The 13834-nt window shown below is 60.1% G+C and carries 9 protein-coding genes; 8 read left to right on the top strand and 1 reads right to left on the bottom strand.

From position 1 onward, the window contains the following. Positions 1-200: 200 nt before the first annotated feature. Positions 201-1895, bottom strand: a complete 1695-nt coding sequence (ggt, locus tag CLH61_RS01610) for a gamma-glutamyltransferase (RefSeq protein WP_099612954.1) — start codon at positions 1893-1895, stop codon at positions 201-203. A gap of 204 nt (positions 1896-2099) precedes the next feature. Here ggt and purU point away from each other — a divergent pair, with 204 nt between their 5' ends. The 8 genes from purU to rpsA all read left to right on the top strand — a co-directional run bounded on the left by purU (position 2100) and on the right by rpsA (position 13834). Further along, complete coding sequence (purU, locus tag CLH61_RS01615; protein ID WP_099612955.1) at positions 2100-2954, top strand: formyltetrahydrofolate deformylase; 855 nt, start codon at positions 2100-2102, stop codon at positions 2952-2954. A gap of 141 nt (positions 2955-3095) precedes the next feature. Further along, a complete protein-coding gene (gene gyrA, locus CLH61_RS01620; RefSeq protein WP_099612956.1) occupies positions 3096-5732 on the top strand; it encodes a DNA gyrase subunit A in 2637 nt (878 codons plus the stop codon). A 50-nt stretch (positions 5733-5782) separates the two neighbouring features. Next, positions 5783-6865, top strand: a complete 1083-nt coding sequence (gene serC / locus CLH61_RS01625; RefSeq protein WP_099612957.1) for a 3-phosphoserine/phosphohydroxythreonine transaminase — start codon at positions 5783-5785, stop codon at positions 6863-6865. Between the two features lie 2 nt (positions 6866-6867). After that, a complete protein-coding gene (gene pheA / locus CLH61_RS01630; RefSeq protein WP_099612958.1) occupies positions 6868-7965 on the top strand; it encodes a prephenate dehydratase in 1098 nt (365 codons plus the stop codon). An 11-nt stretch (positions 7966-7976) separates the two neighbouring features. Continuing rightward, positions 7977-9101, top strand: a complete 1125-nt coding sequence (gene hisC, locus CLH61_RS01635) for a histidinol-phosphate transaminase (protein ID WP_099612959.1) — start codon at positions 7977-7979, stop codon at positions 9099-9101. Position 9102: 1 nt separating this feature from the next. Continuing rightward, positions 9103-11328 (top strand): bifunctional prephenate dehydrogenase/3-phosphoshikimate 1-carboxyvinyltransferase, encoded by a 2226-nt coding sequence (locus tag CLH61_RS01640; protein WP_099612960.1) that lies wholly within the window; start codon positions 9103-9105, stop codon positions 11326-11328. Positions 11329-11331: 3 nt separating this feature from the next. After that, a complete protein-coding gene (cmk, locus tag CLH61_RS01645) occupies positions 11332-12012 on the top strand; it encodes a (d)CMP kinase (RefSeq protein WP_099612961.1) in 681 nt (226 codons plus the stop codon). 130 nt (positions 12013-12142) lie between these two features. Further along, positions 12143-13834 (top strand): 30S ribosomal protein S1, encoded by a 1692-nt coding sequence (gene rpsA, locus CLH61_RS01650; protein ID WP_099612962.1) that lies wholly within the window; start codon positions 12143-12145, stop codon positions 13832-13834.

Genomic DNA, 13834 nt, shown 5'->3' on the forward strand with positions numbered 1-13834 from the left:
GGTGCGGGTCAACAGACCGGCGTCCGGTAGCTCCTTTGAGGCTTATCCTGGAAAACGGTGGTGGATCCCTCCGTATTCGCGCGATATTTATCACGACATCGGGGGCTGCGCCAGCATTATTTTCAGGCTTTTTCCAGGGGCCTGGTGCTGCCTGAAAGGCTGGCGGCAAGCTGTTGATAAAATAAGCAGTTTTGTCGGTCTTACAGGCCCTTCGCAGAGGACGTACTGCGCCTCGGGTCGGCGCCGCCGTAAAGCGTGCCATTCTCATCAATCAGTATGCTCTGGATGGCACCCATGGCCGCGTCGGTCACCACGGTATGGCCCGCGCCCTGCAACAGTCGGATCGTGTCCGGGCTGATGCCCTGTTCAATCCGGATCTGGTCAGGCAACCACTGGTGGTGAATGCGCGGGGCATCGACTGCCGTCTGGATGTTCATGCCGTAGTCGATGACGTTCAGCAGTACCTGCAGCGTAGTGGTAATGATCCGCGAACCGCCGGGGCTGCCGGTAACCAGAAAGTTGCGGCCGGACTTGCGCACAATGGTGGGAGACATAGAGCTGAGCATCCGCTTGCCCGGTTCCACCTTGTTGGCGGCACCGCCAAGCAGGCCGTAGGCGTTCGGCACCCCGGGCTTGGCGCTGAAGTCGTCCATCTCGTTGTTGAGTAGGAAGCCAGCGCCGGCCACGGTGATGCCGGAGCCGTAACTGAAGTTGATGGTATAGGTGTTCGACACCGCATTGCCCCAGCGATCGACCACCGAAAAGTGGGTGGTTTCCGGGCTTTCATAGGCGGCCGGAGTTCCTGGCCGGATCTCGCTGGCGGGCCTGGCCAGATCCGGCCGGATGGTTTTGCGCAGCTCGTCCGCGTAGGTTTTGCCGGTCAGTCCTGCCAGCGGGACCTCGACAAAATCGGTATCGCCCAGATACTCGGAGCGATCGGCATAGGCCAGTTTCATGGCTTCTGCCATGTGGTGGATGGCCGCCGCGGAGTTGTGGCCGAAGTCCGCCATGGGGAAGCCTTCCAGGATGTTGAGGATCTGCACGATGTGCGTGCCACCGGAGGAGGGCGGAGACATGGAGTAGATGTCATGGCCGCGATAGGTGCCATGGACCGGTTGACGGAGGGTCGGTCGGTAACTTTTCAGATCGTCGAGAGTGATCAGGCCGCCATTGCGGGTCATTTCCTCAACAATCAGTCGCGCGGTTTCGCCCTCGTAAAAGTCACCAGTTCCCTGGTCGGCAATCCGCTGCAGGGTGGCGGCCAGCTCGGGCTGGCGGAAGCGTTCGCCGGGCTGCCAGGGGGAGCCGTCCTCCTTGTAAAAGGTTTGCCGCGTGGCGGGCCAGCGCTGCAGCCGGTCTTTTGCCTGCTCCAGGCCTTCGGTAAAGCGCCGGGGTACAACAAAGCCGTCCCGCGCGAGCCGGATGGCCGGCTCCAGGGCCTGTTTCAGCGTCAGGGTGCCGTAGCGTTCCAGGGCCATGGCAAGGCCCGCGACGGTGCCGGGTACGCCGGCCGCCAGGTGGGTGAAGCGGCTCCGGTTCTGTACCACGTTGCCGTTCTCGTCCTGGAACATGGTTTCGGTTGCTGCGGCGGGCGCCTTCTCCCGGTAATCGATGGCCTCGACCGGTTTGCCGTCGCCGGGGGCGTAGAGCATGAAGCCGCCACCGCCGATATTGCCGGAGCGGGGCTGGGTGACGGCAAGCGCGAAGCCGGCCGTGACCGCGGCATCCACGGCATTGCCGCCCTGTTGCAGCACCTCTACGGCCACGTCGGTAGCGAGGTGGTGACTGGTGGCCACCATGCCGTAGCGGCCTTCTGCCGGGTGATGGCGGGCGCCTTCCAGAATGGCCTGGGCCTGGGCTGTGCCGGCGATGACCAGCAGCGCGCAGGCTACCATCCATCGTGAGGCCGGTGAGCGGCCACTGGCGGGGCGATGCGGGTGCCCCCTGTGCAGGTATCTGTCCATGTGCTTCTTCCTCGTTTCTGGCGCTGAGATAGGCTATCATAGCCGGTCATTTTTACGGGTGCGTAACGGAGCCGTGTTCAGTCGGCCGATTCCCGACGCGCCTGCTTTCCCGGAATTGATTAAGGAAAGGCTTCCATGGAGCATACCTATCGTCTTGTGATTTCCTGCCCGGACCGGGTGGGTATTGTGGCCAAGGTCAGTAACTTCCTCTCGACCTACAACGGCTGGATTACCGAGGCGAGCCACCATTCGGATACCCAGACTGGCTGGTTCTTCATGCGGCACGAGATCAAGGCCAGTTCGATTCCCTTTGGCCTGGACCAGTTCCGCGCCGCCTTCGAGCCGATCGCCCGCGAGTTCAATATGAACTGGCACATTGCTGATTCCGCCCGGCCGAAAAAAGTGATCCTGATGTGCAGCAAGGAATCCCACTGTGTGGCAGACCTGCTGCATCGCTGGCACAGCAAGGAAATCAACGCCGAGATCGTTGCAGTCATCTCCAACCATGATGACCTGCGGCGGATGGTGGAATGGCACGAAATTCCCTACCACCATATTCCTGTGAGCCGGGACAACCGTGACGAGGCGTTTGCCGAAATTGACGGCCTGATCGAAGGATACGACACCGATGTAGTGGTGCTGGCGCGTTACATGCAGATCCTCCCGGCCGGGTTGTGCGAAAAATACGCCGGCAAGGTGATCAATATCCACCACAGCTTCCTGCCGTCGTTCGCCGGTGCGCGTCCTTATCACCAGGCCTACAGCCGTGGTGTCAAGCTGATCGGTGCGACCTGCCACTATGTAACCCAGGACCTGGACGAAGGCCCGATCATCGAGCAGGACGTGATCCGGATCAGCCACAGCGACTCCATCGACGACATGGTTCGCCTGGGCAAGGACGTGGAGAAGAACGTGCTGGCCCGGGGCCTGCGGTCCCATATCGAGGACCGGGTGATCACCTACGAAAACAAGACAGTGGTATTCGACTGACTGTCCTGGCTGGCAAGGTGCTGCCAGTGCCCCGTAAACCGGGTGACTGTGGTAGTATTGCCGGCTTGTTGAAGAATAAAGACGGGGCCCGTCTGAAGGCCCCTGCAACGACTTCCAGCTAATCCAAAGGAACCTTTCTCGATGGGTGAGTTAGCCAAAGAGATACTGCCGGTCAATATCGAAGACGAGCTCAAACAGTCCTACCTGGACTACGCCATGAGCGTCATTGTCGGGCGTGCACTGCCGGATGTCCGGGACGGACTCAAACCGGTACATCGCCGTGTCCTGTTCGCGATGTCCGAGCTGGGCAACGACTGGAACAAGGCCTACAAGAAATCCGCCCGTGTGGTGGGTGATGTTATCGGTAAGTACCACCCCCACGGTGACTCTGCGGTTTACGACACCATCGTCCGGATGGCCCAGCCGTTCTCCCTGCGCTATCCGCTGGTGGATGGCCAGGGTAACTTCGGTTCCATCGACGGTGACAGCGCAGCAGCCATGCGTTACACCGAGATTCGCATGGAGAAGATTGCCCACTCCCTGCTGGCGGATCTCGACAAGGAAACGGTGGACTTCGTCGACAACTACGACGGCACCGAGCGCATCCCCGACGTGCTGCCCACCCGGGTTCCCAACCTGCTGGTAAACGGGTCGTCCGGTATTGCCGTAGGCATGGCCACCAACATTCCGCCCCATAACCTGACGGAAGTGGTTAACGGCTGCCTGGCACTGATTGACAACCCGGACATGTCCATCGACGAACTGATGGAATACATTCCAGGCCCGGATTTCCCCACCGAGGGCATCATCAACGGTCGTGCCGGCATTGTCGAGGCCTACCGGACCGGTCGTGGCCGTATCTATATCCGTGCCCGTCATGAGATCGAGCATGACAACAAGACCAACCGCGACGCGGTAATCATTACCGAGCTGCCTTACCAGCTGAACAAGGCGAAGCTGATCGAGAAGATTGCCGAACTGGTCAAGGAAAAGCGCCTTGAGGGCATCTCCGAGCTGCGGGACGAGTCCAACAAGGAAGGCATCCGGGTGGTGATCGAACTGCGTCGGGGGGAAAACCCGGACGTGGTCATCAACAATCTGTTTGCCCACACCCAGCTGCAGACGGTGTTCGGGATCAACATGGTGGCGCTGATCAATGGCGAGCCCAAGACCCTGAACCTGAAAGAAATGCTCGATGCGTTCCTGCGCCACCGCCGCGAAGTGGTGACGCGCCGGACCATCTATGAGTTGCGCAAAGCCCGTGAGCGTGGCCACATTCTCGAAGGCCTGACGGTGGCGCTGGCCAACATCGATGAGATGATTGCGCTGATCAAGGCGTCGCCGACGTCCGCTGAGGCCAAAGAAAAGCTGATGGAGCGGGGCTGGGCTCCGGGTGACGTGCTGGCGATGCTGGAACGTGCCGGTGAAGATGCCTGTCGCCCGGACGACCTGCCCGAGATCTATGGCCTGCGCGACGGCCTGTACTTCATGTCACCCGAGCAGACCCAGGCCATCCTGGATATGCGTCTGCATCGCCTGACCGGTTTGGAAACCGAGAAGCTGCAGAACGAGTACAAGGAAATCCTCGAGAAGATCGCCGGCCTGCTGGAGATTCTCGCCGATCCGGAGCGGCTGTTGCAGGTCATCCGGGAGGAGTTGCAGGAGATCGTCAGCGATTACGGCGACAAGCGTCGCACTGAGATCACCAGCTCCCGCCGTGACCTCACGATCGCCGACCTCATTGATGAGGAAGACCTGGTGGTCACCATTTCCCATGGCGGCTATGCCAAGACCCAGGCGGTTGAGGATTACCAGGCCCAGCGGCGAGGCGGACGTGGCAAGGCGGCCACCTCGATGAAGGAAGAGGATTTTATCGAGAAGCTGCTGGTGGCCAATTCCCATGACACCATTCTGTGTTTCTCCAACCGTGGCAAGGTGTACTGGCTGCGGGTATTCGAGATTCCCCGCGCCAGCCGTGCGTCCCGCGGCCGGCCCATGGTCAATATCCTGCCGCTGGAAGACGGTGAGCGGATCACCACCTTCCTGCCGGTGCGGGATTACCCCGAAGACCAGTTTGTGCTGATGGCGACGTCCGCCGGCGTGGTGAAAAAGACCCCGTTGCCGAACTTCTCCCGTCCGCGCAGTAACGGTCTGATCGCGCTGTCTCTGGACGAGGGCGATACCCTCGTGGGCGCCGCCATCACCCGCGGCGCCGCCGAGGTGATGCTGTTCTCCAGTGCCGGCAAGGCGGTACGCTTCAGTGAGGAGGCGGTACGCCCGATGAGCCGGACCGCTCGCGGTGTCCGCGGTATCCGCATGCCGGAAGGTCACCATGTGGTATCCCTGATCATTCCGCAGGAAGCCGGGGTGATTCTGACCGCCAGCGAGAACGGCTATGGCAAGCGTACGGCCCTGGACGAGTTCCCGACCTACGGTCGCGGCAGCCAGGGGGTAATTGCCATGCAGTGCTCCGAGCGTAACGGTAACCTGGTGACGGCGCTCCAGTTGTTCGAAGGCGACGAGATGATGCTGATCTCCGACAAGGGCACACTGGTCAGAACCCGCACCGATGAAGTCTCGGTGCTGAGCCGTAACACCCAGGGTGTGCGCCTGATCAAGCTCAGCCAGGAAGACGAGCGCCTGGTCGGCGTCGAGCGGATTGCCGAAACCGACGATGACGATGCCGAGGTGGCGGACGATACTGACCGCGCAGCAGGCACAGAAGAAGGGCCCGTGGCTGACAACGACAGCACGGAAGAGGGCGCCGGCGACGAATAAGCCGGCGGTTCCGCAGACAGTTTTGGTAAGACTTGAGAGATCACTGGACCATGAGCAGGGCGTATAACTTTTGTGCAGGCCCGGCAACCTTGCCGGAAAGCGTGTTGCAACAGGCACGTGATGAAATGCTGGATTGGCGCGGTACCGGCATGTCGGTGATGGAAATGAGTCACCGCAGCGACGAGTTTGTCGAAATTGCCGAAACTGCAGAGAAAGATCTGCGTGAACTGGCAGGTATTTCAGATGATTACGCCGTACTTTTCATGCAGGGTGGAGCTTCAAGTCAGTTCTCGACCATTCCCCTGAACCTGCTGGGCGACAAGACGTCGGCGGATTATGTGAATACCGGAATCTGGTCCGAGAAGGCCATTGCCGAGGCTTCCCGCTATGGTGCGGTCAATGTGGTTGCCAGCAGTGCAGCCCAGAGCTTTACCACGGTACCCGGGCAGGACACCTGGAATACCGATCCGGGCGCGGCTTACCTGCACTACACGCCGAATGAGACCATTGGCGGCCTCGAGTTTGACTTTGTGCCTGACAGCGGCAGCGTTCCGCTGGTGGCCGACATGTCCTCCACCATGCTTTCGCGGCCGGTGGATGTCTCGAAGTTCGGGCTGATCTACGCCGGTGCCCAGAAGAACATCGGGCCCTCCGGCCTGGTGGTGGTGATTATTCGCAAGGACCTGCTTGGCAAGGCGCGCAAGGAAACACCCACGATGATGAACTACCAGGTCATCGCGGATAATGATTCCATGTACAACACGCCGGCAACCTACTCCTGGTACCTGTCCGGCCTGGTTTTCAAATGGCTGAAAGAGCAGGGTGGTGTTCAGGCCATGGGTGAACTGAACCGGCGCAAGGCCAGCAAGCTGTATGGCTTCATTGACGCCAGCGACTTCTACGCCAACCCGATCGAGCCGCGCTTCCGCTCCTGGATGAACGTGCCGTTCACCCTGGCGGACGACGCCCTCAACGGTGAGTTCCTCAAGGGTGCCGATGCCCGTGGCCTGCTCAACCTGAAGGGGCACCGGTCCGTCGGTGGCATGCGCGCCAGCATCTACAACGCGATGCCGGAAGCCGGGGTGGATGCCCTGATTGACTACATGACCAAGTTTGCGAAGGAGCGGGGTTGACCATGAGCGACGAGCAGACCCGGCTGGGCGAGCTGAGGGACGAAATCGACCGGATTGACCAGCAGGTCATGGACCTGATCAGTGCCCGGGCCCGATGCGCCCAGGAAGTGGCTCACGTCAAGATGGCCGCCAATCCTGGTGAGGACGTTTTCTTCTATCGCCCGGAGCGGGAAGCCCAGGTGCTGCGTCGAATCAAGGAGCAGAATCCCGGGCCGCTGCCCGCTGAAGAGATGGCACGACTGTTCCGCGAGATCATGTCTGCCTGCCTGGCCCTCGAAAAACCGATGCACATCGCCTTTCTCGGGCCGAAGGGCACGTTCACCCAGGCGGCAGCGCTCAAGCACTTTGGTCATTCGGTGATCAGCGTCCCGCTGCCGGCGATTGATGCGGTTTTCCGCGAAGTGGAATCCGGTGCTGCCCATTACGGGGTAGTGCCGGTGGAAAATTCCACCGAGGGGATGATCAATCACACGCTCGATATGTTCATGTCGTCGCCCCTGAAGATTTGTGGCGAGGTCCAGTTGCGGATCCATCATCATCTGCTGGTGTCGCCCGCCAACAAGGACCAGGAAATTACCCGCATCTATTCCCATCAGCAATCCTTTGCCCAGTGCCGGCAATGGCTCGATACCCATCGTTACGGTATCGAACGGATTACCGTGAGCAGTAACGCCGAGGCCGCCCGGCGGGCGGCCGAGGAGCCGGGTACCGCGGCGATTGCCGGTGACATGGCAGCGGAGCTGTACGGCCTGGAGAAACTGGCCAACAGCATTGAGGATCGCCCGGATAACACCACCCGCTTCCTGATCATTGGCAAGGAAGAGGTGCCGGCCAGCGGTCACGACAAGTCATCCATCCTGGTGTCGATGCGCAACAAACCCGGGGCGCTCTACACGTTGCTGGAGCCTTTCCATCGCCACGGCATCAGCCTTACCCGGATTGAAACCCGGCCATCGCCGAGTGGAACCTGGGCCTATGTGTTCTACATCGATTTCGAAGGCCACATGGATGATCCGCAGGTGAGTAAAGTACTGGCCGAAATTGACGATGAAGCGGTGGAACTCAAGCGACTCGGGTCTTACCCGATCGGCGTACTCTGAGGAGCAGTCAGATGGCAGTTGATTACCAGAGCCTGGCGGTCAGGGGCGTGCAGGCGTTGTCGCCTTATCAGCCGGGTAAGCCCATTGAGGAGTTGGCCCGGGAGCTCGGGCTGGATCCGGCAGCGATCATCAAGCTGGCCAGTAACGAGAACCCGCTGGGGCCGAGCGAAAAAGCCCTGGCAGCAGCCCGGGAAGCCTTGGCGGACCTGTGCCTGTACCCGGATGGGAACGGTTTTGAGCTGAAGCAGGCATTGGCAAAGCGCTTCGGCGTGGAGATGAGCCAGATCACCCTGGGTAATGGCTCCAACGACATCCTCGAGGTGATCGCCCGCTGTTTTGCCGATGCTGACGCGGAAGTGATCTTTTCCCAGTACGCCTTTGCAGTCTATCCGCTGGTTACCCAGGCCATCGGCGCCCGGGGCGTTGCCGTTCCGGCCAGGGACTGGGGGCATGACCTGGATGCCATGGCGGCCGCGGTCACCGATCGCACCAAGCTGATTTTTGTCGCCAATCCGAACAATCCGACGGGCACCGTGCATCATGGCGATGCCATGCTGGCGTTCCTCGAGAAAGTGCCTGAGCGGGTGCTGGTGGTGCTTGATGAAGCCTATTGTGAATACCTGCAGGGCGACGGTTACGCCGACGGCGTCGAGTTGCTGTCCCGCTTCCCCAACCTGATCGTCTGCCGCACCTTTTCCAAGGCCTGGGGGCTGGCCGCCCTGCGGGTAGGCTACAGCATCAGTTCGCCGGAAATCGCCGATATCCTGAACCGGGTGCGGCAGCCGTTCAACGTTGACAGCATTGCGCTGGCGGCAGCAACGGCGGTGCTGGCAGACGAGGATTACCTGAAGCGCTCCTGCGATGTTAATGCCGCCGGCATGAAGCAGCTAGAGACAGCCTTTGCCGAAATGGCGCTGCCTTATATTCCGTCGTCCGGTAACTTCATTGCCGTCGAAGTGGGCGAGCGGGCAGGTGATGTTTACCAGGGGCTGCTGCAACGCGGGGTTATCGTGCGTCCAGTCGGCGGTTATGGCATGCCGCGTCATTTGCGGGTGTCTATCGGCCTGCCTGAGGAAAATGCCCGTTTCGTCGAAGCTCTGAAGCAGACCCTTGAAAGTCTGGGGCAGGGGCGCTGAGGTGACAACTGACGGCGCCCTTTTTCAGCGTGTCGCGATTATCGGTCTGGGCCTGATTGGCGGATCGCTGGCATCGGCAATACGGAACAGCGGCGTGGCCGCCGTTGTGGTGGGTTTCGACAAGCGCAGCGATGAGCTCGCCCTTGGCCTTGAGCTGGGCATTATTGATGAAGTGGCGGCATCGGTGGCCGACGCCGTCACCGGCAGTGACCTCGTGGTGCTGGCCGTTCCCGTCAGGGCGACCCGGGCGGTACTGGAAGAGATCCGGCCCTGGCTGGAGGCCGATGCACTGCTGACGGACGTCGGCAGCACCAAAACCGGTTTTGTGCAGGATGTCGAGGCGGTATTCGGTGGCTGGTACCCCAATGTGATACCCGGCCATCCCATCGCGGGGTCGGAAAAAAGCGGGGTTCGCGCCGCCAATCCGCAGCTGTTCGTCAACCACAAGGTCATCCTGACACCGCCGGATAACGTCGATCAGGCGCAGCTCGCCCGTCTTCGCGGCCTTTGGGAGCATTGCGGTGCAACGGTATTGACCATGTCGGTGGCGTACCATGACGAAGTGTTGGCGGCCACCAGTCATCTGCCTCATCTTATTGCGTTCTCGCTGGTGGACACCCTCGCCGGAGAGGACGAAAATCTCGATATCTTCCGCTACGCAGCCGGTGGTTTCCGGGATTTTACCCGAATTGCCGCCAGTGACCCGGTGATGTGGCACGATATCTTTTTGTCGAATCGTGACGCGGTGTTACGGGTAATCGACCATTTTACGCACGATCTGGATCAGCTGCGCAGCGCCATTGCCAACCAGGACGGCGCGACGCTGCTACGGGTTTTCAGCCGTGCCAAGGCGGCGCGGGAACATTTTTCCAAGATGCTTTCAGGACAGGCTTACGTGACAAACAACAGTCAGAATCAGGTAACGTTCCGTCTCCAGCCCGGCGGCAGCATTGCCGGTGATATCCGGGTGCCCGGTGACAAGTCCATTTCCCATCGCTCGATCATGCTCGGTGCCCTGGCTGACGGGGTTACCGAAGTAAAGGGCTTCCTGGAGGGCGAGGACAGTCTTGCCACCCTGCAGGCATTTCGTGACATGGGCGTGACCATCGAAGGGCCTGACGCCGGCTTCGTGCGTATTCATGGTGTCGGGATCAACGGCCTGCAGGCGCCCCGGGGCCCGCTCTATCTCGGCAACTCCGGAACCGCCATGCGCCTGTTCGCCGGATTGCTGGCGGCCCAGCCTTTCGACTCCGAACTGACCGGCGATGCCAGTCTCTCCAAGCGGCCGATGGGGCGGGTGGCCGATCCGCTGCGGGCCATGGGGGCGGTGATTGATACCGCGGAGGGTGGTCGCCCTCCGCTGAGGATTCGCGGCGGCCAGAAGCTCACCGGTATCCACTATGAAATGCCGGTAGCCAGTGCCCAGGTGAAGTCGTGCCTGCTGTTGGCGGGGTTGTATGCAGAAGGTGTGACCTCGGTAACCGAGCCGGCACCGACCCGCGACCATACCGAGCGTATGCTGGCCGGTTTTGGCTACCCTGTGCACCGGGATGGCGCGACCGCCAGTGTGACCGGTGGCGGAAGCCTCAGCGCAACCGCCATCGATGTGCCGGCCGATATATCGTCGGCGGCCTTCTTTCTGGTGGCGGCCAGCATTGCCGAGGGTTCCGATTTGACCCTGCGTCATGTGGGCATGAACCCGACCCGGGTAGGGGTGATCAACATCCTTCGCCTGATGGGCGCTGATATCGAGGTGCTGAACGAGCGCGTAATCGGCGGTGAGCCGGTTGCGGACCTGCGGGTGCGGTCAGCAAAACTCCGGGGTATCGATATTCCCGAAGAGCAGGTGCCGCTTGCTATTGATGAGTTCCCGGTACTGTTTATTGCTGCCACGTGTGCCGAGGGCGAAACCGTCCTGCGTGGCGCCGAAGAGTTGCGGGTCAAGGAGAGCGACCGCATCCAGGTGATGGCAGACGGCCTGGCTGCAGTCGGTGTTGAAACCACCGTAACGGCCGACGGCATCATCATTCGCGGCGGCCAGGCCATTGGCGGTGGTACCGTGGACAGTCACGGAGACCATCGAATTGCCATGTCCTTTGCGGTGGCCTCCCTGCGGGCGTCGGCACCGATCGTGGTGACCGATTGTGCCAATGTGGCAACGTCCTTCCCGGGGTTTGTCGAACTGGCGCAGGGCACCGGAATCCAGATCACGGCAGAGGAAGGCTGAGGTATGGCAGTAACCGAGATTCCCGTAATTGCCGTGGACGGCCCCGGTGGTTCGGGTAAAGGCACCATTACCCAGATGCTGGCCCGCAAGCTGGGCTGGCACCTGCTGGACAGTGGTGCGCTCTACCGGTTGACTGCCCTCGCGGCAGAGCGCAACGGCGTGGACCTGGCTGACGAGGCTGCGCTGGTTGGACTGGCCGGCCAGCTGGATGTCACGTTCATGCCGACCGCACCGGGCGAGCCGGTTCGGGTATTGCTGGATGGCGACGATGTGACGGCCGAGATCCGTACCGAAAAGTGTGGCGACAACGCCTCCCGGGTGGCGGTTATTCCGGCGGTCCGCGCGGCATTGTTGCAGCGCCAGCGGGATTTCCGCAAAGCGCCGGGGCTGGTGGCCGATGGCCGTGATATGGGGACCGTGGTGTTCCCGGATGCCCCGGTCAAGATCTTCCTGACAGCGAGTGCCGAGGAAAGGGCAAGACGACGCTACAATCAGTTGAAGGATGCCGGGGTCAGTGTTAACATTGACGCCCTTTTAGAAGAGATTCGGGCGCGTGACGAACGGGATATGAACCGTTCAGCCGCCCCGCTTAAGCCGGCAGATGATGCGCAAGTCATTGATTCTACCGGGTTAAGCATTGAAGAGGTGTTGGGCAGGTGTATGGCCGCAGCAGGTCAGGCCTGACTACACCTTTTTATCGTTGAAATTCCGGATGTGGCGTTATCGGCCAGCCCCTGGCTGCATCCGGACATGACTAACAGACCGTGTCGCTGGTAGCACGGAGTAAACTTGCGTTGATCACATAGGACACATAATGAGCGAGAGCTTTGCGGATCTTTTTGAAGAAAGCCTGAAAGAAATTGACATGCAACCGGGTTCCATTGTCCAGGGAACCGTGGTTGATATCGACAACGACTGGGTTACTGTTAACGCTGGCCTGAAGTCCGAGGGTGTTATCCCGGCTTCCCAGTTCCTTAACGATAAGGGCGAGCTGGATATCCAGATCGGCGACGTTGTCGACGTGGCTCTCGATGCTGTTGAAGATGGCTTCGGTGCAACCCGTCTGTCCCGCGAGAAAGCCAAGCGGGCAGAAGCGTGGAAGGTTCTGGAGAAGTCCTTCGAAGCAGAAGAAGTGGTCAAGGGTGTGATCAACGGCAAGGTCAAGGGCGGCTTCACTGTCGACCTGGCTGGTATCCGTGCCTTCCTGCCGGGTTCCCTGGTAGATGTTCGTCCGGTCCGCGATACGCTGCATCTGGAGAACAAAGAGCTTGAGTTCAAGGTTATCAAGCTGGACCAGAAGCGTAACAACGTGGTTGTTTCCCGTCGTGCCGTTCTGGAAGCCGAGAACAGTGCCGAGCGTGAAGCGCTGCTCGAAACCCTGACCGAAGGTCTGGAAATCAAGGGTATCGTCAAGAACCTGACCGATTACGGTGCATTCGTTGATCTGGGCGGCGTTGACGGCCTGCTGCACATCACTGACATGGCCTGGAAGCGCATCAAGCATCCGAGCGAGATCGTGAACGTTGGTGACGAGATCAACGTCAAGGTCCTGAAGTTCGATCGTGAGCGTAACCGCGTATCCCTGGGTCTGAAGCAGCTGGGCGAAGATCCCTGGGTTGATATCAAAGGTCGTTACCCGGAAGGTTCCAAGGTCAAGGCCCGTGTTACCAACCTGACTGACTACGGCTGCTTTGCCGAGCTGGAAGAAGGCGTTGAAGGTCTGGTACACGTGTCCGAAATGGACTGGACCAACAAGAACATCCATCCGTCCAAAGTTGTCCAGGTGGGCGACGAGGTGGACGTGATGATTCTGGATATCGACGAGGAGCGTCGTCGTATCTCCCTGGGTATCAAGCAGTGCGTATCCAACCCGTGGGAAGATTTCTCCGGCAACTTCAACAAGGGCGACCGTATCTCCGGTAAGATCAAGTCAATCACTGACTTCGGTATCTTCATCGGTCTGGACGGTGGCATCGACGGTCTGGTTCACCTGTCTGATATCAGCTGGAACGAGACTGGCGAAGAAGCCGTTCGCGAGTACAAGAAGGGTGACGAAGTTGAAACCGTTATTCTGTCTGTTGACCCGGAGCGTGAGCGTATCTCCCTGGGCATCAAGCAGCTGGAAAGCGATCCGTTTGCCGAGTTTGTACAGCTGAACGACAAGGGCTCCATTGTTAAGGGCACTGTTTCTGCAGTTGACGCCAAGGCGGCAACCATCGCCCTGAACGACGAAGTTGAAGCGGTCCTGAAAGCTTCTGAAATCAGCCGTGACCGTGTTGAAGATGCACGTAACGCGCTGAAGGAAGGCGACGAGGTTGAGGCCAAGATCATCAGCATCGATCGCAAGAACCGCATCATCAACCTGTCTGTGAAGTCCAAAGATGTTGAGGACGACAAGCAGGCGCTTGAGAACGTTCGTAGCAAGGCAGCTGAAACTTCTGGTGCGACCACCATCGGTGATCTCATCAAGGAGCAGATGCAGCAGCAAAACGCCAACAAGGAATAA

It is taken from the genome of Marinobacter profundi (assembly GCF_002744715.1).
In the GTDB taxonomy this organism is placed as follows: Bacteria; Pseudomonadota; Gammaproteobacteria; order Pseudomonadales; family Oleiphilaceae; genus Marinobacter; species Marinobacter profundi.